General features: G+C 64.0%; 24 protein-coding genes. 22 read left to right on the top strand and 2 right to left on the bottom strand.

Translation table 11 applies throughout. The features are described 5' to 3' along the window. The first annotated feature begins 112 nt into the window (after positions 1-112). The 13 genes from RMP10_RS05650 to RMP10_RS05710 all read left to right on the top strand — a co-directional run bounded on the left by RMP10_RS05650 (position 113) and on the right by RMP10_RS05710 (position 11,535). A complete protein-coding gene (locus RMP10_RS05650) occupies positions 113-1,309 on the top strand; it encodes a phosphoglycerate kinase (RefSeq protein ID WP_310569408.1) in 1,197 nt (398 codons plus the stop codon). A 49-nt stretch (positions 1,310-1,358) separates the two neighbouring features. Further along, the gene (gene tpiA, locus RMP10_RS05655) at positions 1,359-2,114 is read left to right on the top strand and encodes a triose-phosphate isomerase (RefSeq protein ID WP_310569409.1); all 756 of its coding nucleotides are present in this window, start codon (positions 1,359-1,361) and stop codon (positions 2,112-2,114) included. A gap of 137 nt (positions 2,115-2,251) precedes the next feature. Further along, positions 2,252-2,632 (top strand): preprotein translocase subunit SecG, encoded by a 381-nt coding sequence (gene secG, locus RMP10_RS05660; protein WP_309669427.1) that lies wholly within the window; start codon positions 2,252-2,254, stop codon positions 2,630-2,632. A 7-nt stretch (positions 2,633-2,639) separates the two neighbouring features. After that, entirely contained in the window at positions 2,640-3,752 is a 1,113-nt protein-coding gene (gene carA / locus RMP10_RS05665; RefSeq protein ID WP_310569410.1) for a glutamine-hydrolyzing carbamoyl-phosphate synthase small subunit, read from the top strand. 121 nt (positions 3,753-3,873) lie between these two features. Continuing rightward, the gene (locus RMP10_RS05670) at positions 3,874-4,218 is read left to right on the top strand and encodes an HU family DNA-binding protein (protein WP_309669425.1); all 345 of its coding nucleotides are present in this window, start codon (positions 3,874-3,876) and stop codon (positions 4,216-4,218) included. Positions 4,219-4,343: 125 nt separating this feature from the next. After that, positions 4,344-4,586 (top strand): MoaD/ThiS family protein, encoded by a 243-nt coding sequence (locus RMP10_RS05675; protein WP_309669424.1) that lies wholly within the window; start codon positions 4,344-4,346, stop codon positions 4,584-4,586. After that, positions 4,583-5,032: a molybdenum cofactor biosynthesis protein MoaE gene (locus RMP10_RS05680; protein ID WP_310569411.1), complete on the top strand. Its 450-nt coding sequence runs from the start codon at positions 4,583-4,585 to the stop codon at positions 5,030-5,032. The genes RMP10_RS05675 and RMP10_RS05680 overlap by 4 nt, the downstream gene beginning before the upstream one ends. Beyond that, positions 5,029-6,024, top strand: coding sequence for a GTP 3',8-cyclase MoaA (gene moaA, locus RMP10_RS05685; protein WP_310569412.1), 996 nt, complete (start codon positions 5,029-5,031; stop codon positions 6,022-6,024). Before RMP10_RS05680 ends, moaA begins: the two co-directional genes overlap by 4 nt. A 192-nt stretch (positions 6,025-6,216) precedes the next feature. Beyond that, positions 6,217-7,146 (top strand): malate dehydrogenase, encoded by a 930-nt coding sequence (gene mdh, locus RMP10_RS05690; protein ID WP_310569413.1) that lies wholly within the window; start codon positions 6,217-6,219, stop codon positions 7,144-7,146. 62 nt (positions 7,147-7,208) lie between these two features. Beyond that, positions 7,209-7,931, top strand: coding sequence for a succinate dehydrogenase cytochrome b subunit (locus RMP10_RS05695; protein ID WP_310569414.1), 723 nt, complete (start codon positions 7,209-7,211; stop codon positions 7,929-7,931). Position 7,932: 1 nt separating this feature from the next. Then, a complete protein-coding gene (locus RMP10_RS05700) occupies positions 7,933-9,846 on the top strand; it encodes a fumarate reductase/succinate dehydrogenase flavoprotein subunit (RefSeq protein ID WP_310569415.1) in 1,914 nt (637 codons plus the stop codon). Further along, positions 9,846-10,616: a succinate dehydrogenase/fumarate reductase iron-sulfur subunit gene (locus RMP10_RS05705; protein WP_310569416.1), complete on the top strand. Its 771-nt coding sequence runs from the start codon at positions 9,846-9,848 to the stop codon at positions 10,614-10,616. Before RMP10_RS05700 ends, RMP10_RS05705 begins: the two co-directional genes overlap by 1 nt. 82 nt (positions 10,617-10,698) lie before the next feature. After that, positions 10,699-11,535, top strand: coding sequence for a c-type cytochrome (locus RMP10_RS05710; protein WP_310569417.1), 837 nt, complete (start codon positions 10,699-10,701; stop codon positions 11,533-11,535). A 39-nt stretch (positions 11,536-11,574) separates the two neighbouring features. Here the strand turns inward: RMP10_RS05710 and RMP10_RS05715 are convergent, their stop codons facing one another. Beyond that, positions 11,575-12,933: a TonB-dependent receptor gene (locus RMP10_RS05715; protein WP_310569418.1), complete on the bottom strand. Its 1,359-nt coding sequence runs from the start codon at positions 12,931-12,933 to the stop codon at positions 11,575-11,577. A gap of 153 nt (positions 12,934-13,086) precedes the next feature. On the opposite strand from RMP10_RS05715, the gene RMP10_RS05720 reads away from it, so the two are divergent. Continuing rightward, positions 13,087-13,707, top strand: coding sequence for a twin-arginine translocation signal domain-containing protein (locus RMP10_RS05720; protein ID WP_310569419.1), 621 nt, complete (start codon positions 13,087-13,089; stop codon positions 13,705-13,707). 21 nt (positions 13,708-13,728) lie between these two features. Here RMP10_RS05720 and dcd read toward each other — a convergent pair whose 3' ends face one another. Then, complete coding sequence (dcd, locus tag RMP10_RS05725; RefSeq protein ID WP_309669414.1) at positions 13,729-14,283, bottom strand: dCTP deaminase; 555 nt, start codon at positions 14,281-14,283, stop codon at positions 13,729-13,731. Between the two features lie 273 nt (positions 14,284-14,556). Here dcd and ndhC point away from each other — a divergent pair, with 273 nt between their 5' ends. The 8 genes from ndhC (at position 14,557) to nuoH (ending at position 22,504) form a co-directional block, all read left to right on the top strand. Further along, the gene (ndhC, locus tag RMP10_RS05730) at positions 14,557-14,961 is read left to right on the top strand and encodes an NADH-quinone oxidoreductase subunit A (RefSeq protein WP_310569420.1); all 405 of its coding nucleotides are present in this window, start codon (positions 14,557-14,559) and stop codon (positions 14,959-14,961) included. Beyond that, entirely contained in the window at positions 14,958-15,578 is a 621-nt protein-coding gene (locus tag RMP10_RS05735; RefSeq protein ID WP_345785777.1) for an NADH-quinone oxidoreductase subunit B family protein, read from the top strand. The genes ndhC and RMP10_RS05735 overlap by 4 nt, the downstream gene beginning before the upstream one ends. After that, entirely contained in the window at positions 15,575-16,345 is a 771-nt protein-coding gene (locus RMP10_RS05740) for an NADH-quinone oxidoreductase subunit C (protein ID WP_310569421.1), read from the top strand. Before RMP10_RS05735 ends, RMP10_RS05740 begins: the two co-directional genes overlap by 4 nt. 137 nt (positions 16,346-16,482) lie before the next feature. Continuing rightward, the gene (nuoD, locus tag RMP10_RS05745; RefSeq protein WP_171227564.1) at positions 16,483-17,652 is read left to right on the top strand and encodes an NADH dehydrogenase (quinone) subunit D; all 1,170 of its coding nucleotides are present in this window, start codon (positions 16,483-16,485) and stop codon (positions 17,650-17,652) included. Next, the gene (locus RMP10_RS05750) at positions 17,649-18,200 is read left to right on the top strand and encodes an NAD(P)H-dependent oxidoreductase subunit E (RefSeq protein WP_310569423.1); all 552 of its coding nucleotides are present in this window, start codon (positions 17,649-17,651) and stop codon (positions 18,198-18,200) included. Before nuoD ends, RMP10_RS05750 begins: the two co-directional genes overlap by 4 nt. After that, positions 18,200-19,528: an NADH-quinone oxidoreductase subunit NuoF gene (nuoF, locus tag RMP10_RS05755; protein ID WP_310569424.1), complete on the top strand. Its 1,329-nt coding sequence runs from the start codon at positions 18,200-18,202 to the stop codon at positions 19,526-19,528. The genes RMP10_RS05750 and nuoF overlap by 1 nt, the downstream gene beginning before the upstream one ends. A 7-nt stretch (positions 19,529-19,535) precedes the next feature. Next, on the top strand, positions 19,536-21,119 hold the full coding sequence (locus RMP10_RS05760; RefSeq protein WP_310569425.1) for a 2Fe-2S iron-sulfur cluster-binding protein: 1,584 nt from the start codon (positions 19,536-19,538) through the stop codon (positions 21,117-21,119). After that, on the top strand, positions 21,119-22,504 hold the full coding sequence (nuoH, locus tag RMP10_RS05765) for an NADH-quinone oxidoreductase subunit NuoH (protein ID WP_310569437.1): 1,386 nt from the start codon (positions 21,119-21,121) through the stop codon (positions 22,502-22,504). Before RMP10_RS05760 ends, nuoH begins: the two co-directional genes overlap by 1 nt. Positions 22,505-22,513 lie beyond the last annotated feature (9 nt).

The following is a 22,513-nucleotide window of genomic DNA, read 5'->3' on the forward strand; positions in this document are numbered from 1 at the left end:
GTTCGTTCAACCTGTTCGCGTGTTCGTTCACGAGCCCCGGTGCCTGCGTGCCGGGGCTCGTGCGTTGCTGGGCCGTTCGCTCGCGACATCACTTCCGTCGTAATTTCCCGCCATGACGACTCGCACCATTCGCGATCTCTCCGCTGCCGACCTTGCTGGCAAGCGCGCCCTCGTGCGCGTCGACTTCAACGTGCCGCTCGACGAGGCCGGTGCGGTCAGCGACGACACGCGTATCACAGCCGCGCTGCCCACGATTACGACGCTGCTCGATCAGGGCGCGAAGGTCGTGCTGCTGGCGCACTTCGGACGGCCGAAGGGAGCGCCCGAGGCCAAATATTCGTTGGCGCCGATTGCTGCTCGCTTGACGCGGTTGCTGCCGCGCCCCGTGCACTTCCTAGGCGAGACGGTCGGCGCCACTGCCGTGGCGGCCACGCATGCGCTTCCCAACGGGGAAGTGCTCTTGCTCGAGAACACGCGTTTCCTCGCCGGTGAAGAGCAGAACGATGACGCGCTCTCGCAGCAGCTTGCCGAGTTGGGTGATCTGTACGTGAACGACGCGTTCGGTGCGGCGCATCGCGCGCATGCCAGCACCGCCGGCGTGGCGAAATACTGCCGGCCGGCCGTCGCGGGATTGCTGATGGAAACCGAACTCGCGTATCTGGGCGGCGCGCTCGCGGCTCCCGCGCGTCCATTCGTGGCCATTCTCGGCGGATCCAAGATTTCGGGTAAGATCGACGTCGTGGAAGCCCTCCTGCCCAAGGTCGATCACCTGCTGATCGGCGGAGCGATGGCGTGTACCTTCTTTCGCGCGATGGGCTGCGAAACCGGCAACTCGCTGGTGGAGCCCGATCGACTCGAGATGGCGAAGGACCTGCTGGCACGCGCTGGACACAAGCTGGTGCTTCCGGTCGATGCCGTGATCGCGCCGTCGATGGACGCGGGAAGCGCCGCGCGCGTGGTCGGTCGCGAGTCTATTCCAGCCGGCGAGGCCATGTTCGACATCGGCCCGGCCAGCGTGGAGCAGTACCGCACCTTGATCGAGTCGGCGCGCACCGTGCTGTGGAACGGACCGATGGGCGTATTCGAAAAGCCACCGTTTGACGCAGGCACCTTCGCGGTGGCGCGGGCGATGGCGGTGGCCACCGATCATGGTGCCACCACGATCATCGGTGGCGGCGACTCCGCCGCGGCGGTGGCGGAGGCTGGACTCGAGTCGAAGATGTCGCATGTGTCGACCGGCGGCGGCGCCTCGCTTGAGTTCCTCGAAGGGAAGGAGCTTCCCGGCGTTTCCGCGCTCGATCGTCGCTGATCGTCGATCTGCGTTCCGTACTCACCACCTCACCGGTCACGTCCTGCCCATGCATCACAAGCCCGTCATCGCCGCCAACTGGAAGCTCAATCACGGCCCAACCGACGCGAAAGCGTTTCTCCAGCGCTTCCTCGCGCAGGCGCCGAAGATGAACGACCGCACGCTGATCTTCTTTCCATCGGCCCTCACGGTGACGACGGTCGCGGATGGATTGCGTGAACGACCGGACATCTGGGTCGGCGTGCAGAACGTGCACTCGGAAGCGCAGGGCGCGTTCACTGGTGAGAACTCGGTGCTCATGGCGCGCGACGTCGGCGCCCGTGTGGTGCTGGTCGGTCACTCCGAGCGTCGGCACGTGTTCGGCGAATCGGACGAGATGACGACGAAGAAGATGGCGTTGATCTGCCAGGCCCGTCTCGTGCCCATGCTCTGTGTCGGTGAAACGCTGGACGAGCGGGAGGCCGGGGCTACGGCGTCGGTGGTCGAGCGGCAGCTGACGGCTGGCCTGGCCGAGCTGGACGACAGTCAGGCGGCAGGAATCATGCTCGCCTATGAGCCCGTGTGGGCCATCGGCACGGGTCGTACCGCCACACCTGAGGACGCCAGCGCTATTCACAGCGTGCTCCGCGCCGCCCTCGGCAGCCGACTCGGAGAGAAGGCGGCGGCCGGCGTTCCAATTCTGTACGGCGGGTCGGTCAACCGCGGGAACGCGGCCACGTTGCTGGCGGCCCCCGACGTCGATGGGCTGCTCGTAGGCGGCGCATCGCTCGACGCCGACAGCTGGGCGAGCATCGTCCGCAGCTGAGTCCTGCCCGGTACCCCATCCAACCCGTCGCAACTGTTGGGTGGGGAAGGACTTGCCTCGACACATCCCCTCAGCCATGTTTGAAGACTGGCGCGGCTTTCGCGCACTCTGAACGCACTCGATTCCGGCTTCGTGATATGTACACGTTCCTGCTGACTCTGCTCATTCTCGACGCGATCATTCTCGCGATCGCCGTGCTCCTTCAGTCCGGTAAGGGCGGTGGGTTGGCGGCGAGCTTCGGCGGGGCCAGCTCGTCGTCTGACTCCGTGATCGGTACGCGTCAGGCGGGCAACCTGCTCACGAAGGCAAGCTGGTGGTGTGGCGGTGTGTTCCTCGGCCTCGCGTTCATCCTCCAGATCATGTCCTCGCGTGGCACAGCGCCCAAGTCGGTGCTCGACAAGCTGGCAACACCCACAGCGCCGTCGTCCGCCCCCGCCGGTGGCGCTGCTCCCGCCGCGCCGCTGACGCAACAGCCCGCCGCTCCGGCCGCGCCGACGGCACCCGCCAAGCAGCCGTAACCGACGCGTGAGCACGTTGCCTCCCAAGGGGTTCCTCCTCCTCGAGGACGGAACCCTTTTTCTCGGCCGACTCGTCGGACCGACTGCGCCGACTGTGGCGGAAGTCGTCTTCACAACCAATATGACCGGCTACCAGGAAGTCTTCACGGACCCCTCGTATCGCGGACAGACGGTCGTGCTCACGGCTCCGCAGATCGGCAATTACGGCGTGAATACCGAAGATCCCGAATCGGCGAAACCGCAGGTTGCTGGCGTCGTAGTTCGCGAGCTCTCACCGACCTACTCGAATTGGCGCGCCACCGGCGGTCTGCGCGAATGGCTCGAGGAGCATCAGGTGCCCGTGCTGACCGAGGTTGACACGCGACGCCTCACCAAGCATCTCCGCGCTGCCGGCGTCATGCGTGGCGTGATCGGGCTGGGTGAGACGCCCTCGCGTGAAGCGCTAGCGGTGCTTGAAGGCTGCCCGAGCATGGAAGGGCTCGATCTGGCGACCGTCGTGTCAACCCGTGAGGCGTACTCCTGGGGCAAGCCCGACGCGACGTATCACGTCGTGGCCTACGACTACGGGATCAAGCGGAATATCCTGCGCTTGTTTGAGGCGCATGATTGCCGCGTGACCGTCGTACCGTCGGACACGCCGGCAGACCGCGTGCTCGCGATGAACCCCGATGGGGTGTTCTTGTCCAACGGTCCCGGCGATCCGGACGCAGTGACCTATGCACCGGCCACCATTCGTGAGATCGCCGCGACCCAAACGCCGATGTTCGGCATTTGTCTCGGACATCAGCTGATCGGTTTGTCCTTCGGGGCGCGCACCGAGAAGATGCCGTTCGGACATCGGGGCGGAAACCAGCCGGTGAAGGATCTCGCGACAGGCAAGGTGCTGATCACGTCTCAGAACCATGGATTCGCTGTGGTCGGGTCGATCGAGGGGGTCGAGGGAGCGCCGGACCTTGCCATCACGCACATCAACCTCAACGATGGCACTGTCGAAGGGTTGCGTCATCGGACGCTACCGATCTTTGCGGTGCAGTACCATCCGGAGGCGGCGCCGGGACCACACGACGCGGTCCCATTGTTCGATCGGTTTCTCGAGGCCCTGAGAAATCGTCGGCAGTGAAGTGACCCAAACGCTTGACTGATAAGCACTAAGGTCCTACGTTCGCTTCCTTCGCTCGATCTTCGATGCGTGCCGGCTGCTCCCGAAACTGGGACGGCACGTCGACCCCTTGGTAGAGTCCATGACGAAAGCCGATCTGGTTGAGAACGTCACGGCGCGTATCGCGCGGACGGCCGGACCGACCATCTCTAAGAAGGATTGTGCGCGGGTGGTTGACGCGTTTCTTGATGCGATCAAGGAAGCCCTTCAAGAGCAGAAAAATATAGAAGTGCGTGGTTTCGGCACGTTCAAGATCAGGCAGCGCAAGACGCGGATGGCGCGCAACCCACGCACCGGCTCGCCGGTCGAGGTGTCAGCGCGTCCTGTCCCCGTGTTCAAGCCGAGCAAGGAACTGCGCGCCATGGTGGCCGGCGTGGACGAGAGCATGCTTGAGGACGAGGAAGGCGACGAGATGCACGAGGCGTAGTGCGGCCCTCGCGCTTGAGTTGCATCGTCTGGCAACGCCCCGCCGCGCGTTTCGCGAGCGGGGCGTCAGTGTATTGTGTCACTGACGGAACCGAACGCGGTACCGAAGGCTATCTTGTACACGACATGAGCATTCCCGTCCTTCTCTTCGCGTCGTACGCCGACGCCTTTGGCGCCCGCCGCCTCGAGGTACCTCTCGAGGCACCGTGTCAGGTGGCCGACCTCGTGCGTGTCATCCGCACCATGCCCGGCGGCGATCGTCTGCCGGCGGCGCCACTCGTTGCGGTGAATCGCACCTGGGTCCGCGAGGACGTCGCCGTGCAGGTCGGCGATGAGATCGCGCTGATTCCTCCGGTGGCGGGCGGATGACCATGGTCGAGAGCGGCGTCTTGCATGTGGCGATCGTGGCGGCGCCGATCGACGTGGGGGCGCTCCTGTCCCGTGCGCAGGCCCCAGGCGTTGGCGCCGTGTCGCTGTTCCTGGGTACGGTGCGCGACCTGAACGACGGGCGCCCGGTGAGCGGGATGGACTATGAGGCGTACGTGCCGATGGCCGAGTCCGAGCTGAGGGCGATCGCGGAGGAAACGTGTGCGCGTAGCGCGGGGTTGCGGCTCGTGGTCGAACACCGAGTGGGCGCACTCGAGATCGGCGAGGCCAGCGTTGCCATCGTCGCGGCGCACGCACACCGCGCGCAGGCGATGGACGCGGCCCGCGAGGTCATCGAGTCGCTGAAGCAGCGCGTGCCGATCTGGAAACGCGAGCACTATCTCAGCGGCGATCGTGAGTGGATCGATCCCACGAAGGTCCAGTCATGACGGCGCCGGTAAAGGGCGAGTCGCACGATCAGTTCGGTCGGAAGATCGAGTATCTGCGCATCTCCGTGACGGATCGCTGCAACTTCCGCTGCCAGTATTGCATGCCACTGGAAGGGCTCCCGTGGCTGCCGAAGGCAGAGATCCTGCGCTACGAGGAGATCGCCGAGGTGGTGCGACAGCTGGCGCCTATGGGGCTGCGACGGCTTCGCATTACCGGCGGCGAACCCACGATCCGACCGCAACTTGGCGACCTGGTGCGCATGTTGCGCGACATCCCCGGGATCGAGGATATCGCGCTCTCCACCAACGGCGTAAAGCTGCCGACCATGGCCGCTGAATTGGCCGCTGCCGGTCTCGATCGCGTGAACATCAGTGCGGACTCGCTGCGCCCCGATCGCGTGGTCAAGATCGCGCGTCGGGATTTGCATTTCGATCTCGTGGTCTCCGCGCGCGCGGCGCAGGCCGCCGGACTGGGCCCCATCAAGATCAACGTGGTCGTCATGCGCGGGATCAATGACGACGAAATCGCCGACTTCGCAGCGCTGACCCGGGACAATCCTTGGCACGTGCGGTTTATCGAACTCATGCCCGTGGGTGAGTTGCGCGAGCTGACGTTTGATCACGTCGTGCCTACGGATGAAGTTCTGGCCCGCATCCGTGCGGTCGATGCGCTGCTGCCCGATGACGGTCCGGCGCGCGGCAACGGGCCGGCCGTGTACTACCGGTATCCTGACGCGGCTGGCACGGTCGGCGTCATCACCCCGATGACGCACACCTACTGCGAGCGGTGCAACCGCGTACGCCTCACGGCCGACGGGCGACTGCGCACGTGTCTCTTCGGAGATCACGAGGTCTTACTGCGTGATGCGATCAGGAACGGCACGCCGCTCGGACCGTTATTCTTGCAGGCGCTGGCCGAGAAACCAAAGGCGCATGAACTGTTGCAGATGCGCGTCGGTGGACTCAAGGCGCTCAGTCAGGTCGGCGGCTGACTGCTCGGTGCACGATCTCGAGACGGGCGCAGCTGTTCGTGTTGCTCGCGTTGGTGCAGCCCTCTATGTTGCGATCGCTGTCCTCTTCGCAGCGACGATGTGCGACTAACCGTCTAACCGCGATTTAGCCCGCGCGTCGCCCTCCGCATTCTTTCACTTCGCTCGGACACCCGTTCGGAGAACCGGCACAACATGGTCAATAAGATCACGGTCGTTGGCGCGGGCAATGTCGGCGCCACGACGGCGCAGCGCATCGCCGAGAAGTCGCTCGGACGCACGGTGGTGATGGTCGACGTCGTCGACGGCATCCCGCAAGGCAAAGGCCTCGACCAGTGGGAGTCGGCGCCGGTCGAAGGCTTCGACACGCGCGTCATCGGCACGAACGGCTACGAAGAAACGGCCGGTTCGGACATCGTCGTCATCACGGCGGGCATCGCCCGGAAGCCGGGCATGTCGCGTGACGACCTGCTGAACACGAACGCGGGCATTGTGAAGTCGGTGTCGGAGCAGATCAAGGCCACGTCGCCGAATGCGATCGTGATCGTGGTCTCGAACCCGCTCGACGTGATGTGCTACGTCGCGAAGCAGGTGACAGGCTTCCCGCGCGAGCGCGTAATCGGCATGGCCGGCGTACTCGACACCGCGCGCTACCGTTCGTTCATCGCCGAAGCGCTCGATGTATCGGTGCGCGATATTCAGGCCATGGTGTTGGGTGGACATGGCGACACGATGGTGCCGCTGATTTCCTACACCACGATTAGTGGCATCCCGGTCACACAGCTGATGCCGCGCGAGCAGCTCGACGCCATCGTGCAGCGTGCGCGCGACGGCGGCGCCGAGATCGTGAAGTATCTGAAGACCGGTTCGGCGTACTATGCGCCGTCGTCGGGTGCGGTGGAGATGGTCGAAGCGATCGTGCATGATCGCAAGCGCATCCTGCCGTGTGCCGCGTGGCTCGAAGGCGAGTACGGGCTGTCGGGACTGTTCCTCGGCGTGCCCTGCAAGCTCGGTCGCAACGGTCTCGAGCAGATCCTCGAAATCGACCTCACTGACGACGAGCGCGCCGCGCTCGAACGCTCCGCACAGGCTGTGCGCGAGCCGATGTCCGTGATTTCCCTCTGATTCTGACGGGACCGGCGCGATCACTACGGTGAGCGCGCCGGTTTCTTCTTCTGACCCCGCCTATGTACGTTCTCTCGCGTTTCTGGCAAAGCACGATCGGCAAGAAGATCGTGATGGCGGTGACCGGGATCATCGGGATCCTGTTCGTCATCGGCCACATGTCCGGCAATCTGCTCATGTTCAAGGGGCAGGAGGCCATGTATCACTATGCGCTCCTGCTGCGCACGAGCATGCCGCTGCTGTACGCGGTTCGCGCCGCTCTGATCGCCGCGGTCGTGCTACATGCGGTGGCGGCCTATCAGCTTACCATGATGTCGCGCAAGGCGCGTCCACAGGGGTACGCCGAGCGCCGCCCGCAGGTCACCACCTTCGCCGCACGCACTATCCGCTGGGGCGGTGTGCTGTTGCTGGTCTTCATCGTCGCGCATCTGCTCCAGCTCACGCTTGGAACGATCCACCCGGACTTCACGCATCTCGATCCGTACAACAACGTGCGCATTCTGCTGTCGAATCCGCTGATGGCCGCGTTCTACGTGCTGGCGATGGCCGCCCTTGGCTTGCACTTGTATCACGGCAGCTGGGCCGTGGTACGCACCTTGGGGGTGGCTCGCCCGTCGGAAAATCCGCTCAAGCGACGCGTGGCGCTGGCGATCGCCATCATCGTCGCCGCTGGTTTCATGATCATTCCGATTGCCGCCGTGCTCGGCAAATTTGCGCCCGCACCACCGCTTGCCGAATCGTCGGCGGCGACTGCGCTGGCGACGCCCGCTGCGGAGGCCCACTGATATGCTCGACCTGAACGCGAAAATTCCGAGCGGTCCCCTTCAGGAAAAGTGGGATCAGCATCGTTTCTCGATGAAGTTGGTGAACCCGGCGAACAAGCGTCGTCATAGCGTCATCGTGGTTGGGGCTGGTCTGGCTGGTGCGTCGGCCGCCGCCTCGATGTCGGAGATGGGATACCACGTGTCGTGCTTCGTCTACCACGACACGCCACGACGCGCACACTCGATTGCCGCGCAGGGCGGCATCAACGCCGCGAAGAATTATCAGAATGACGGCGACTCCATCCGCCGGTTGTTCTACGACACGATCAAGGGCGGCGACTTCCGCGCCCGTGAAGCCAACGTGTATCGCCTCGCGCAGCTGTCGGTGAACATCATCGATCAGTGCGTCGCGCAGGGGGTGCCGTTCGCCCGTGAGTACGGCGGTCTGTTGGCGAACCGCTCCTTCGGCGGCGCCCAGGTCTCGCGTACGTTCTACGCTCGTGGGCAAACCGGACAGCAGCTACTCCTCGGCGCGTATTCGGCGCTCGAGCGTCAGGTGGCGCTCAAGGGCGTGCAGATGCACACGTTCGAGGAAATGCTTGATGTGGTGGTCGTCGACGGGCACGCGCGTGGCATTGTGACGCGCAACCTGCTCACCGGCAAGATTACGTCGCATGCGGCTGATGCCGTGGTGCTCGCCACGGGCGGGTACGGGAACGTGTTTTACCTCAGCACGAACGCCATGCTGTCGAACACGACGGCCACCTGGCGAGCGTACAAGAAGGGCGCCGCATTCGCGAATCCGTGCTACACGCAGATTCATCCCACGTGCATCCCAGTCAGCGGCGATCACCAGTCGAAGCTGACCCTCATGTCGGAATCGCTCCGGAACGACGGCCGCGTCTGGGTGCCGATCAAGCGTGGTGACAACCGGGCGCCAGCGGCGATTCCAGAAGCGGAGCGCGATTACTTCCTCGAGCGCAAATATCCGAGCTTCGGGAATCTGGCGCCGCGAGATATCTCGTCGCGTGCGGCCAAGGAAGCCTGCGACGACGGCCGCGGCGTGGGTCCCGGCGGACTCGGTGTGTATCTCGACTTCGCCGACGCCATCGAACGCCTCGGCAAGGACACGATCGCCGAGCGGTACGGCAATCTGTTCGACATGTACCAGCGCATCACGGACGAAAATCCGTACGAGCGTCCAATGCGGATCTACCCCGCCGTGCACTATACCATGGGCGGATTGTGGGTGGACTACAACCTGATGAGCACCATCCCGGGCCTGCATGTCGCCGGCGAAGCGAACTTCTCCGATCACGGTGCCAATCGTCTCGGGGCGTCGGCCCTGATGCAGGGATTGGCCGACGGCTACTTCGTGCTGCCGTACACGATCGGTGACTACATCGCCAGCACGAAGCTCGCGAAGGTCGACAACACGCACGCCGAGTTCAAGGCGGCGGAAGAGTCGGTGCGCGCGCAGACGAAGCGCTTCCTCGACATCAAGGGCAAGCGCTCAGTCGACTCCTTCCATAAGGAGCTCGGCAAGATCATGTGGGAGTACTGCGGCATGGCTCGCACCAAAGAGGGCCTCACCAAGGCGCTCGAGCTCATCCCGGCGCTCAAGGCGGAGTTCTGGAGCAACCTGAACGTGCCAGGCAGTGGCGATAACCTGAATCAGGCGCTCGAGAACGCTGGACGCGTCTCCGACTTCATCGAGCTCGGTGAGTTGATGTGCCGCGATGCGCTGGCCCGCGAAGAATCATGCGGTGGCCATTTCCGCGTGGAATATCAGGACGCCGGCGAAGCGAAACGCAATGACGACGATTACGCGTATGTCGCGGCGTGGGAGTTTGCCGGCGAAGGCAACGCGCCGATTCTCAACAAGGAACCATTGGTGTACGAGAACGTGCACCTCTCCACCCGGAGCTACAAGTAATGAAGCTCACACTGAACGTCTGGCGTCAGCCGGCCTCGCAGGCTCCGGGCAAGCTCGAGACGTACACGCTCGATGGTGTCAGCGCGGACATGTCGTTCCTCGAGATGTTCGATCTGCTCAACGAGCAGTTGACGGCCGAGGGCAAGGTGCCGGTCGCTTTCGCGCATGATTGCCGCGAAGGCATTTGCGGATCGTGCTCGATGATGATCAACGGGCAGGCGCATGGGCCGTGGGCCGGTGCGGCCACCTGTCAGTTGCACATGCGTGCCTTCAAGGACGGTGACATCATCACGGTTGAGCCGTGGCGCGCGTCGGCGTTTCCGATCGTGAAGGATCTGGTGGTGAATCGCGGATCGTTCGACCGCATCATCCAGGCGGGCGGATACGTCTCGGTGAATACCGGTGGGGCGCGGGATGCCAACTCGATCCTGATCGGCAAGGACATCGTCGAAGAGGCGATGGACGCCGCGGCCTGCATCGGCTGCGGAGCTTGCGTGGCGGCGTGCCCGAACGCGTCGGCGTCGCTGTTCACCGGTGCCAAGATCACGCACCTCGGGATGCTGCCGCAGGGTCAGCCTGAGCGTGATACGCGCGCGCTGGCGATGGTCGAGCAGATGGACATCGAGGGCTTCGGACACTGCACGCTGGTCGGTGAATGCCAGGAAGCGTGCCCGAAGGAAATCAGCATCGATGTGATCAAGAAGATGAATCGCGACTATTTGGTCGCGAGCGCCAAGCGGCAGGAGCCCAAGGCCGTCACGGCCAGCTGACCGAATTGGGGTGTTGCCAACGGGCGGATCGGGGGCGCGTTGCTCGCCAAACCCCCCCCCGATTTTTGTCGTATGTTGGAGTATGCGCGTACGCACTGCTCTCCGCTTGTTCGGCCTGCTTGTCGCCGCCCCGGTCACGCTGGCGTGCACGGAACGCGTGCCGACGCTCCACGCCGGTAATGCCGAGCGTGGTCTGGCACTCATGACCGCGTTTCGTGATTCCTTGCCGGCGAACAGCGGCAACGCGCTTCGCTGTGTCAGTTGTCACCTCGACAACGGTACGCGGCCTACGGCTATGTCATGGCTGGGAACCGCCGCGCGGTATCCGCGCTATCGCTCGCGTCCCGGCTACGAAGAGACCTTGGCGCGTCGGGTGAATGAGTGCATCGCCCGGAGTCTTGCGGGTCGCATGCTGCCGGAGGACGGTCAGGAGATGCGCGATATCCTGGCGTACTTCGAGACGATGCGAGCGTCGCCGCGTCCGGCGCCGGTCGACTCCGTGAAGCTGGTCGGCGCGGTGGCGCTCGGCGAAGTCGGCTATGCGGGGCAGTGTGCCCGCTGCCACGGCGCGAACGGGGCAGGCATAGCGGCCATGGCGGCGCCGGCGGTGTGGGGCAGTGACAGCTACGCGATCGGAGCCGGCATGGCGCGGCAGTACACCCTGGCCACCTTCGTCCGCCACAACATGCCGTTTGACCATGCGGATACGCTCACGGCGCAAGAGGCGGCGGACATTGCTGCGTATGTCCTCACGCATCCTCGCCAGGATCATCCTGGGAAGGAGCGCGACTGGCCGAAGGGGGATCCCCCGGTCGACGTGGCCTACACGACGACGGCTTCGGCCGCCGCGGGCAAACCGCTGCCGGCCGAACGCCCGCTGTTGCCGCGTCGTGTTTCTCCGGATTCGAGTAATCGATAACGTCGGGAACGGAACGATGGTCCGCGTAGTCGGCGGCGGTCATCGCCGTTTGGTCCAGATCAGAATCGTTCCGCATCCTGTCGATGAGGACAGGTCAAACTCCGGTGGAATACCCACTGGCGATGCGTAGACTTCGATAGCCAGTATCGATTCAGGCGGCACCGCAGCGTCCAGATCCGCGAACGTTCGAGATTTCCCCGCGGTGGGGACCACAGCCTCGACGACGAACGGCGATCCATCGACGAAATAGTTTGGAATGCAACGGCCGGCCTTGAATCCGCGAATGAACGGCATACTTCGACCCCTGATAGTACCGCCAAGCGTCACCCCTCTGGCTTGAGAGAGTAACGAGCCAAGCTCGATCCCTCCCAGTTGTTCGATGACATCCGGACCGAGAATGACGCCGAATCCGGCGCGTCGGCGCTCATCAAACCCTTCTGGCAGCGTTGAGCCGAATTGACCGACAATGCGTTTCGTCGTCAGCGCGACGGCAGCTCGCGGCATCGCGACAGTGACAATCGTGTCACGCACAACGTCGAGCAGCTGTATATGTGCCTCGTATCCTACTTTGAGAACGGTTATTGATTGCGTGCCCGCGGTGCTCATGAGCGTAGCGCGCCCCGTGGCATTCGACCGCGTTTTCTCTTGCGTGCCACTCGACGAGACGTCGGCATTCTCAATAGGCACCCCCGTGTTCGCCATCACTGAGAAGGTCAGCCGATGCTGCCCCTTCCGCACGTGGAGTGGGAGGTGACGAAACGCAAGATCAGAGAGGCTTATCTCGACCGGCGACGATGAACCCGACGACGTGGAGGCCTCAACTCGAATTGGTTGTCCAAGCGGTACGTCACACGCCACAAAGGTGGCGCCGGTGTGAAGCGCGAGTGAAGTCGTGCGCGGAACTCGCACCAGCTTCGACTGAACGATCTCCATCTCCGTCCATGAAAGGTTTACGGATCCGGAATCCAATCTCGTGTCATCGCCCAGCGAAACCCGGCCTATCAAAAGCCCCGACCCATCTCTCAGTGCTGCTCCGCACATCGCCGCATAGAGTGATCGCACACCGGGTGTCGCGAGCACCGTCGTCACTTCGCCGGTTTCCGGTACGTCGATGAACGAGGGGGGGAGTGCAACGTCGAGCGAATCGAGCGCCGCATGCAGCACGCTGATGGCGTGACGGCCCGCGGGCACGTTGTGAAACGTGAAGCGTCCGAGGCTGTCTGCATCGGCCCAACGCTGCAGGCCAGGCATCGTGACGATGGCCGAGCCAAGGGGACGCACGACACCGGACAGCGAGTCCAGTACCACGCCGGATACTCGGCTTTGCGCAGGCAGCGGAGTGAGCGGCGATAATAGAACGATGAGTAGCGTGCTGATCAGCGCGAACGAAGAACTCATAATCCAAACAATACTGGCCGTCTGCTCCGAGCACCACAATATTTCCACCGGTAAGATCAACGCCTCTTTACAGTTGAAGCCGATTGACGACGGCGTGCACGTCCGACGACGCCTCTTGGGTTGCAACGCGCGCCCCCTCACGATCACCTCGCCATGTCTTCCCATCCGTCTCGACGCCGCTTCCTGACCCGTCTTTCCGCGTTCGGCGCAGCACTGGGCTTGCTGTCGCCACGGCTCGCCGACGCTTCCGAGGCCGGGGCACGGTCTGCTGGGGACGATCCGTGGATCGCACGTCTCAAGGGCAAGAACCGCGTAGTGTTCCACTCGCATCTCGCCAGTGACGGCATCGCCCTGCGGTGGGCGCAGACCTATCTCGATACGCAGAAGAGCGCCTATGGCCTCACCGATGCCGACAGCAGCGTCGTGGTGGGCTTGAACGGCCGTGCGATCGGTCTGTTGTTCAACGACGCGATCTGGGGGAAGTATCCGATCGGCGAGACGCTGCAGATGCCGGGCTCACGCAACGCCAACGCCGCGCTGGTGGCTCAGCTCGTCTCGCGTGGCGTGATCATTCTGGCGTGCAATAACTCAATCCGCGCGGCGGGGCAGCGCTTCTTGCCCGAAGCCCAGCGGGGGGACGCGGCGTTGCGCACGGCCTTCTCCGACGAGGCCCGGGCGAATCTCCTGCCCGGCGTCGACGTGGTGCCGGCGATGATCGTCACGCTCCAGCAGGCCCAGGACCGCGGCTGCCGATACATCTACGGCGGCGGCTGAGTCAGCCGCCGCCGTCCAGAATCAGATGCGGGGCAGCGTGACGCCGTGCTGTCCCTGATACTTGCCCTTCTTGTCCCCGTATGACACCTCGGGCGGCTCGTCCCCCGTGAAGAAGACGACCTGCGCGATGCCCTCATTGGCGTAGATCTTGGCCGGGAGCGGGGTCGTATTCGAGATCTCGAGGGTCACATAGCCTTCCCACTCGGGCTCGAAGGGCGTGACGTTCGTGATGATGCCGCACCGGGCATACGTGCTCTTGCCCACCGTAAGGGTCAGCACGTTGCGCGGGATACGGAAGTACTCCACGCTGCGCGCCAGTGCGAACGAGTTCGGCGGCACGATGCAGACGTCACCTTCGAACTCCACGAAGCTCTTCGGGTCGAACGCCTTGGGGTCGACGATCGAGCTCAGCACGTTCGTGAAGATCTTGAACTCCCGGGCGACGCGCATGTCGTACCCGTAGGAGCTGACGCCGTAGGAGATCACGCCTTCACGGACCTGGCGATCCTCGAACGGTTCGATCATGGCGTGCTCACGCGCCATTTGCGTGATCCAGCGGTCAGAGCAGAGCCCCATGAGGCGGAAGGGAAGAGGGTAACCCGTGCGGGATAGGACCGGCCGGTCCGCTCCGTGGCGCACGATCGGGGCGAAACATACTCGAATCGCCGGCAGAGAATACGGCCGCTCCGCGCGACAGGCCAACGAGCGTTCGCCGGTTACTCGGTCCAAGTCGGGGAGCGGCTTGCAGTTGAGCGCGGGCGGTCCTTCTGGTAGCTTCCGAATGCTAGATTGTGAATTCTTTCACGAGCAAAGGGCGCGCCTCGGCGCGACCATCCGTTCGCACCTGCGATGCTACGAAATTATCTCCCGGTTCTGCTCCTGTTGGGCTTCGTGATCATCAACGCGGTGCTGATTCTCGGCATCGCGCATCTCACGGTGCGACCACAACCCACTGCCGTGAAGTCGCAGCCGTACGAGTCGGGCATGAGCCCCCTCGGTGACGCGCGCGAACGCTTTTCCGTCAAGTTCTACCTCGTGGCCATGCTCTTCATCGTCTTCGATATCGAGACGGTGTTCATGATTCCATGGGGCGTCTACTATCGGCAGCTCTCGTGCAAGGTCCCGATGATTGCCGGGGCGTGCCCGGCCGGGCAGCTGTCGTTCTTTGGCCTCGGTGAGATGCTCGTGTTCGCGGCCATTCTCGTCGTCGGTTTCGTCTATGTCTGGAAGAAGGGAGCGCTCACGTGGGATTGATCTCCCCCGCCGATAGCCGCCTCGTACAGGTCGATCCCGGCGCGCAGGACGGCTGGATCACGACCCGACTCGATTTCCTGGTGAATTGGGCGCGCGCCGGCTCCTTGTGGCCGATGCCGTTCGGCACCGCCTGCTGCGCCATCGAGTTCATGGCGACGGCCGCGAGCCGTTTCGACCTCGCGCGGTTCGGTATGGAACGACTCAGCTACTCGCCGCGCCAGGCCGATGTGCTGCTGTGTGCCGGTCGTGTGCCGCTCAAGCTCGCGCCCGTCATTCGGCGCATCTATCAGCAGATGCCGCAGCCCAAGTGGGTCATCTCGATGGGCGCCTGCGCGTCCACGGGCGGCATGTTCGACAACTATGCCGTGGTGCAGGGCATCGACACGATCATTCCGGTCGACGTGTACGTGCCGGGCTGCCCGCCACGTCCTGAAGCGCTGATCTACGGCATCATGATGCTGCAGAAGAAGGTGATGCAGGAGCGCCTCAAGGACACGACGCGCCACGTGGAGATCGTCCCCGACACCGAGAGCCAGCTCTACATTCCGCCGTCGCGCATCGATGAGCTCTCGGAGCCGTTTGGCAACTCGGTGCATCAGACCCGGTCGGCGCCGTGACCGCGCCGATCGTACCCGTGGTCGACAGCAGTACGCCAGCGGTCACGCTGCAGTCCGCGATCGCGTCCGACGCCAACGGCTCGCCGATCACGCCCACGCGCATCGCGCATCGCGGCGGTCCCGTGAATCCGACCGCCGCCGCGCTGGTCGCGCGGTTCGGCGCTGCGATCGTGCGTACCGAGGTCACGTGGGGTGAGACCACGGTGTTCGTCACCAACGAGGCGCTGCACGGCATCGTGCGCTGGCTGCACGACGAGCCGAGTGAGCGCTACGATTATCTCGTCGACGTCACGGCCGTCGAGTATCGCGATGCCGATCGTCCGATCGAAGTGGTGTGGCATCTGCGCGCGCTGGCCCATCGCCGCTTCCTGCGGCTCAAGGTCGAACTCCCGAAGCGCGTCACGTTGTCCGTCGCGTCGATCATGGACATCTACAGCGGCGCCGATTGGCTCGAGCGCGAGTGCTATGACATGTTCGGCATCCGTTTCGAGGGGCATCCGGATCTGCGACGCCTGCTGCTCTGGGAGACGTACAAGGAAGGCTATCCACTCCGGAAGGACTTCCCGCTACGCGGCCGGTTCAGCCGCGCCGAACAGCTCAAGCAGGCGCTCGCCGCCGATCCGGAAGCGCGCTATTCCATGGAAGAGCTGTCCATCGCTGATGCGTTCGATTCGCTGCCGGAAGACATGAAACGCCGTCTCGCCGAACGTGCCGAACGACACGATGTGAACGACGTGACCGCTGTCGGCGATGAGGTGGGCGAATGAGCTCACGTCGCACGATTGAATTCGCCCTCGGCACGAGCGGACTGGACGCGCAGGGCATGCCGCTGCGCGCGCCGCTCGTCGCACAGGGTGGCCAGGCGGTCGCGCTCGACACACCGGTGATGGTGCCTGAGCCCGAGATGGACTCCGATCACATGCTGATCAACATCGGACCGCAACACCCGGCGACCCACGGCGTGTTGCGTCTGGTGCTCGAGCTCGATGGCGAAACGGTGGTGCGCTGCATTCCGCACATCGGCTATTTGCATTGCGGCTTCGAAAAGATCGGCGAGTACCGCCAGTACAATCAGATCATCCCATGGACCGATCGCGAAGACTACCTCAACTCGCCGGGTAACAACGTCGCGTTCGTACTCGGCGCCGAGCGACTGTTCGGCGTGGGCATGACCGACCGTTGCAAAGTGCTTCGCGTCATCCTTATGGAGCTGTCGCGCATCATCTCGCACTTGGTGTGGTTGGGTACGACGTCGGTGGACCTTGGCGCGTTCACGCCGTTCCTGTGGCTGTACCAGGAACGCGAGAACGTGTACAACCTGCTCGAGGGGTGGGTCGGTGCGCGCCTCACCACCACCGCGACACGCGTTGGTGGGATGGCAGCCGACATTCCCGACGGCTGGCTCGACGGGCTGCGCGCATTCCTCCGCGGCTTCCCGAAGACGCTGGAGGAATCGGTGCGCATGCTCGAGACCAACGCCATCTGGGCCGGTCGGACGGTTGGATTGGGGGCGATGAGTGCGCAGGAAGCGGTGAACGCCGGACTCTCCGGCCCGATGCTTCGCGCGTCGGGCGTGGCCTACGATGTCCGCAAGGACTTTCCGTATCTCGACTACGAGACCTACGACTTCGACGTCGTGGTGGGGACCGCCGGAGACGTGTACGATCGCTTCCTCGTGCGCGTGGAAGAGATGCGACAGAGTGTGCGCATTCTCGAGCAGGCGCTGCAGCGGTTGCCCGACGGCCCGGTGAATATCAACGATCCGCGTCTGATTCTGCCGCCGAAGCACAAGGCGACGAGTGAGATGGAATCGATGATCCATCACTTCAAGCTCGTCATGGAAGGCCCGCGTCCGCCGGCCGGCGAATGCTACGTGCCGGTAGAAAGTCCGAAGGGTGAGAAGGGCTACTACATGGTCAGTGACGGCACGTCGAAGCCCGTGCGTTGGCGCATCCGTCCGCCCTCGTTCGTGAACCTGTCGGCTATTCCAAAGATGGTGGAAGGACATTTGCTGTCGGACGTGATCGCGATCAACGCCAGCATCGACATCGTGATGGGAGAGATCGACCGGTGAGTCATGGCCCTTCAGCCAGCGGCGGCGCGCTCGTCGCGGCCCCGCCGCACGGCACGCACCACGAGGAACCGCATGCGCCGGTCTTCGTCGGCGAGACGCGTGTCGAACTCGATCGCATTTTGTCGCGATATCCCACCAAACAGGCGGCGTTGCTGCCGGCCTTGTGGATGCTACAGGACGCCCGCGGCTGGGTGAGTGAGGGTGGGATCGAAGAAGTCGCCGCCGCGCTCGACATTACACCGGCGTACGTGAAGGGCGTCGTGAGTTTCTACACGATGTACCACCAACATCCGGTCGGTCGCCACTTCATCCAGGTGTGCACCACGACGCCGTGCAACGTGTGCGGGGCGGAAGACGTCGTGAGTTCGCTGCTCGAGCACACGGGATGTGGCGACCTCGGACTCACGAGCGCCGATGGCCGCTTCACCGTGATCGAGGTCGAGTGCCTTGGCGCCTGCGGCTTCGCCACGCCGATCATGATCAACAACGATTTTGTGGAGTCGGTGACACCGGAGTCGGTGCCGCGGATTCTATCGGAGCTGAAGTAATGGGGTACCCGCATCCGTCGCATGCACGTGAGACGCCGATCCTGTCGAAGTACTTCGGCGATCCCGAGGCGCGTACCCTCGCAGGGTGGCGCTCGCGCGGTGGTTACGAAGCGCTCGAAAAGGCGTTGAATAGCGATCCGCAGGAGTTGCAGACCGTCGTCAAGGACTCTGGCTTGCGCGGACGTGGGGGTGCCGGCTTTCCGACGGGCATGAAGTGGTCGTTCATGAAACCCGACGGCAAGACGCATTACCTCTGCTGCAATGCCGACGAGTCGGAGCCGGGCACGTTCAAGGATCGTGAGATCATGCGCTGGACACCGCACGGACTCGTGGAGGGCGTCGCGCTGGCCGCGCATGCGATCTACGCGCAAACGGCGTACATCTACATCCGCGGTGAGTTCACCGAGCCCTACGCCCGTGTGTGCGCGGCCGTCGAAGAAGCGTACGCCGCCGGCATTCTCGGGCCGAACGCGATGGGCTCGGGCAAGCACGTCGATGTGCACGTGCATCGTGGCGCCGGCGCATACATCTGCGGCGAAGAAACGGCGCTTATGAACTCGCTGGAGGGGCGCCGCGGCAATCCGCGTATCAAGCCGCCGTTTCCCGCTGTCGCCGGACTCTTCGGCAAGCCGACGACGATCAACAACGTCGAGACGCTTGCCACGGTCCCGTACATCATCAAGAACGGCGCCGAGTGGTACAAGCAGTTCGGTCGTCCGGACAATCCCAAGAGCATTGGCACGAAGCTGTTCTCCGTGTGCGGTAACATCAGCCGTCCGGGCAACTACGAAGTCGCGCTGGGATTTCCGTTCAAGGATTTCCTGTATGACCTGTGTGGTGGTCCGCTCGAAGGTCGCGAGATCAAGGCGGTGATTCCCGGCGGCTCCTCGGTCCCCATCCTCACGCGCGAGGAGGCCGAAGGGGCGATCATGGATTACGAAGGTATGGTCGCGGCGGGAACCATGCTCGGATCCGGCGGCGTGATCGTGTTCGACGATCGCCAGGACATGGTGCGCCAGATCGCGCGCCTTACGCGCTTCTACGCGCACGAGAGCTGCGCCCAGTGCACACAGTGCCGCGAAGGCACCGCGTGGATCACGCGGATCATGGAACGTATCCGCGATGGGCAGGGCACGGCCGAGGATCTCGACACGCTCGTCGCTATTTCCGATGGCATGAGTGGCAAGACCATTTGCGTGCTCAGCGATTCCTGCGCGACGCCGGTAATGTCCGGACTCAAGAAGTTCCGACACGAATTCGAGGCGAAGATCGCTGCGAACAAGTCGGTAGTCACCGTACCGGGGGCGTTCCGCGCCTCCGCCGCGTGAGGAGCTGATGGCTGATGTGAAGATGGTGTCGCTTACGATCGAGGGCCGTCCGGTCACCGTACCGGATGGCATCTCGATTCTTGAAGCGGCCAAAACCGCCGGTGTGCTGATTCCGCACTACTGCTACCACCCGGGACTGCCGGTGGCTGGCGTGTGCCGGATGTGCCTCGTTGAAGTCGAGAAGTTTCCGAAACTCGCGCCGGCGTGCGCCACCTCGGTCGGGGAGGGGCAAGTGGTGCACGTGCACTCTCCCAAGGCGCTCGAGGCGCGCAAGGGCGTGCTCGAGTTCCTGCTCATCAATCATCCGCTCGACTGCCCGATCTGTGATCAGGCCGGCGAATGCGAGCTGCAGGACTACACCTTCGCAGAAGGGCGCGCCGACTCGCGGTACCGCGAGCCGAAGCGCTTCAACCCGGTGGAGGATTTCGGCGGCGATGTGCTGTATGTGCAGAACCGTTGCATTCTGTGCACGCGCTGCGTGCGCTTCATGTCGGACGTCGCGCAGGATCCGGTGTTGAATGTGTCGGAGCGCGGTGATCGTGCATTCATCGGCAAGGCCGAAGGGCACGACCTCACGAATCCATGGGCTGGGAACGTGGTTGATCTCTGCCCGGTAGGCGCGCTGCTTTCGAAGGACTTCCTGAATCGCGCGCGGGCGTGGGAGCTTGATCGCGCACCGACCGTGTGCACGGGATGCAGCCAGGGCTGCAACGCCGTTGCAGAGACGCGCGACAACGTGGTGGTACGCCTCAAGCCGCGCGCCAACGATCAGGTGAACCAGTACTACATGTGCGAAGTCGGCCGTCAGGGGTATCGCGAGTTCAATCGCCGGGATCGCGCCGATCAGCCGCTCGTACGTCGCGGGAACGCGCTGGCGATCGCCGAGTGGGATGACGCGATCGGGAGCGCGGCGCGCGCGCTGGCCGGACGTCGAGTCGTCGTGTTGGCGTCTGCCAATCTCTCGAACGAAGCGCTGTTTCTCTTGGAGCGCACGCTCGCCGCCATTCATGGTGCGGGGGTGTTCCGCCTCGAGCGTGGAACGGAGGCGCCGCTGCCGGGCGCACCCGATCTCGCGCTGCGCCGCGAGCGTGCGGCCAACGCGACCGCGGCTCGCCTGCTCGGTTTCGCCGAGACGGATTCGATCGGCTCCACGCTCGGCGACGGCGATGCCCTGCTGGTCGTGGGTGATCAACTCGAGGGTATCAACTCGGCGGATCTCGACCGCGCATCGTCGATCGTGTACGTAGGTACGGCGTTGCCGGCGTCGCTCGTCGCGCGCGCGGCGGTGGTGTTGCCGATCACGAACATCCTGGAAGAAGAAGGCACGCTGACGAACCTGCGTGGACGCGTCCAGCGCTTCCTCCAGGCGAAGGCCGCTCCCGGTGTGGCGCGTCCCACGTGGTACGTACTTGCTGACCTGCTGGTCGCGGTCGGCGGCGACGGACGCTTCTTTATGCCGGCCGAGGTGTTCGCAGCCCTCGCCGCCACGCATGCGTCGTTCGCCGGCTTGGACTACGAAGCTCTCGGACTTCGCGGAGTCGCCGTCGTCGACTCGAGCGCGCCGGCCGACACCGTCGAGGTGACAGCGTGATGAGTCCTGCTCTCGTTCCGCTGCTCGACCTCGTGAGCTGGTTTCCGGCCGCCGATCCGCAGCAGCAGCCGAAGGCCATCGGCACGTACGTGCTGGCCAGCGCCATCAAGATTGTCGTGGTGTTCGGCCTGTACATGCTGGGCGTGGCGTTTCTGACGCTCGCGGAGCGCAAGCTCGCGGCGTGGATTCAGGATCGGCGTGGTCCGAATCGGGCTGGCCCGGGCGGCATCTTGCAGCCCGTCGCTGACGGCATCAAGAATTTCATGAAGGAAGAGACGAACCCGGCCGACGCCGACCGTTGGCTCTTTCTCATTGCCCCCGCGCTCGCCTTCATTCCCGCGATGCTGACTTGGGCCGTGCTGCCGATCGCCTCATCGTTGCCGACGCCGTGGGGGCTGATCGATATGGCCGTCGCTCCGCTGCCCGTGGGATTTCTCTTCACGCTCGCGATCTCGTCGCTTGGCGTGTACGGCATCGTGCTCGCGGGCTGGTCGTCGAACAACAAGTACGCGCTGCTTGGCGGACTCCGCTCGAGCGCGCAAATGATCTCGTACGAGATCGCCATGGGCATGTCGACGATCCCGGTGATCCTGCTGGCCGGTAACGTCTCGCTGACCACCATCGTGCAGCAGCAGTCGCACATGGGTTGGAACGTGCTGTCGCTCACGGTGGCGTGGTTCACCTTTCTGGTGGCGGCCTTCGCCGAGACGAACCGCTTGCCCTTCGACTTGCCGGAAGCGGAGTCTGAGTTGGTGGCGGGTTACCATACCGAGTACAGCGGCATGAAGTTCTCGATGTTCTTCATCGCCGAGTACGCGAACATGGCCACCGTGAGCGGGCTCACGGCCACGCTGTTCTTCGGCGGCTGGGACATCCCTTTTACGCAGTGGGACAACGTCGGGGCCTATAGCGTGCTCAAGACGCTGGCCACCATGTCCATGTTCGCCATCAAGACCGGCTTCTTCTTATTCGTGTTCATGTGGGTGCGCTGGACGGTCCCGCGTTTCCGCTACGATCAGCTCATGTCGCTGGGGTGGAGTGTGATGCTTCCGATCGCCCTGGGCTACATCGTCGTGATCGCGGCCGCCACGCTCGGGCTGGACATGCTCGGTGTTGCTCGCGGACCGATGTTCTCGCTGGCGCTGCTCGGCATGAATATCGTGATTATCGCCGTACTGCTCGCCTGGCTGGACAAGGGCAAGTTGATCAGTCCGTCGAGTGCGCGTGTCGGGCCGACCGATCTCGAGCGCCTGCGTGCGCGCGGACTTGATCTGTCCCGTCGCCAGCTCGCGGCGCAGCGACCATTGGTCGGTGCGCCGGCTTCGGCTGCGTCGCTGGCGCCGCTGCCCGTCACCACTACGTTGATCGCTGAAGGGGGCGACTGATGGCCATCG

The organism is Gemmatimonas sp. (assembly GCF_031426495.1).
Taxonomy (GTDB): domain Bacteria; phylum Gemmatimonadota; class Gemmatimonadetes; order Gemmatimonadales; family Gemmatimonadaceae; genus Gemmatimonas.

Excerpts from the sequence above, each read along its gene's own strand:
- RMP10_RS05680 (WP_310569411.1), top strand. The coding sequence starts at position 4,583 with ATGACCATGGTCGAGAGCGGCGTCTTGCATGTGGCGATCGTGGCGGCG.
- RMP10_RS05760 (WP_310569425.1), top strand. The coding sequence starts at position 19,536 with ATGGCTGATGTGAAGATGGTGTCGCTTACGATCGAGGGCCGTCCGGTC.
- mdh (WP_310569413.1), top strand. The coding sequence starts at position 6,217 with ATGGTCAATAAGATCACGGTCGTTGGCGCGGGCAATGTCGGCGCCACG.
- dcd (WP_309669414.1), bottom strand. The coding sequence starts at position 14,283 with ATGGGGCTCTGCTCTGACCGCTGGATCACGCAAATGGCGCGTGAGCAC.
- secG (WP_309669427.1), top strand. The coding sequence starts at position 2,252 with ATGTACACGTTCCTGCTGACTCTGCTCATTCTCGACGCGATCATTCTC.
- tpiA (WP_310569409.1), top strand. The coding sequence starts at position 1,359 with ATGCATCACAAGCCCGTCATCGCCGCCAACTGGAAGCTCAATCACGGC.
- RMP10_RS05695 (WP_310569414.1), top strand. The coding sequence starts at position 7,209 with ATGTACGTTCTCTCGCGTTTCTGGCAAAGCACGATCGGCAAGAAGATC.
- RMP10_RS05705 (WP_310569416.1), top strand. The coding sequence starts at position 9,846 with ATGAAGCTCACACTGAACGTCTGGCGTCAGCCGGCCTCGCAGGCTCCG.
- RMP10_RS05675 (WP_309669424.1), top strand. The coding sequence starts at position 4,344 with ATGAGCATTCCCGTCCTTCTCTTCGCGTCGTACGCCGACGCCTTTGGC.
- RMP10_RS05700 (WP_310569415.1), top strand. The coding sequence starts at position 7,933 with ATGCTCGACCTGAACGCGAAAATTCCGAGCGGTCCCCTTCAGGAAAAG.
- nuoF (WP_310569424.1), top strand. The coding sequence starts at position 18,200 with ATGGGGTACCCGCATCCGTCGCATGCACGTGAGACGCCGATCCTGTCG.
- nuoD (WP_171227564.1), top strand. The coding sequence starts at position 16,483 with ATGGACTCCGATCACATGCTGATCAACATCGGACCGCAACACCCGGCG.
- RMP10_RS05670 (WP_309669425.1), top strand. The coding sequence starts at position 3,874 with ATGACGAAAGCCGATCTGGTTGAGAACGTCACGGCGCGTATCGCGCGG.
- RMP10_RS05710 (WP_310569417.1), top strand. The coding sequence starts at position 10,699 with ATGCGCGTACGCACTGCTCTCCGCTTGTTCGGCCTGCTTGTCGCCGCC.
- nuoH (WP_310569437.1), top strand. The coding sequence starts at position 21,119 with ATGAGTCCTGCTCTCGTTCCGCTGCTCGACCTCGTGAGCTGGTTTCCG.
- RMP10_RS05720 (WP_310569419.1), top strand. The coding sequence starts at position 13,087 with ATGTCTTCCCATCCGTCTCGACGCCGCTTCCTGACCCGTCTTTCCGCG.
- moaA (WP_310569412.1), top strand. The coding sequence starts at position 5,029 with ATGACGGCGCCGGTAAAGGGCGAGTCGCACGATCAGTTCGGTCGGAAG.
- RMP10_RS05650 (WP_310569408.1), top strand. The coding sequence starts at position 113 with ATGACGACTCGCACCATTCGCGATCTCTCCGCTGCCGACCTTGCTGGC.
- ndhC (WP_310569420.1), top strand. The coding sequence starts at position 14,557 with ATGCTACGAAATTATCTCCCGGTTCTGCTCCTGTTGGGCTTCGTGATC.
- RMP10_RS05715 (WP_310569418.1), bottom strand. The coding sequence starts at position 12,933 with ATGAGTTCTTCGTTCGCGCTGATCAGCACGCTACTCATCGTTCTATTA.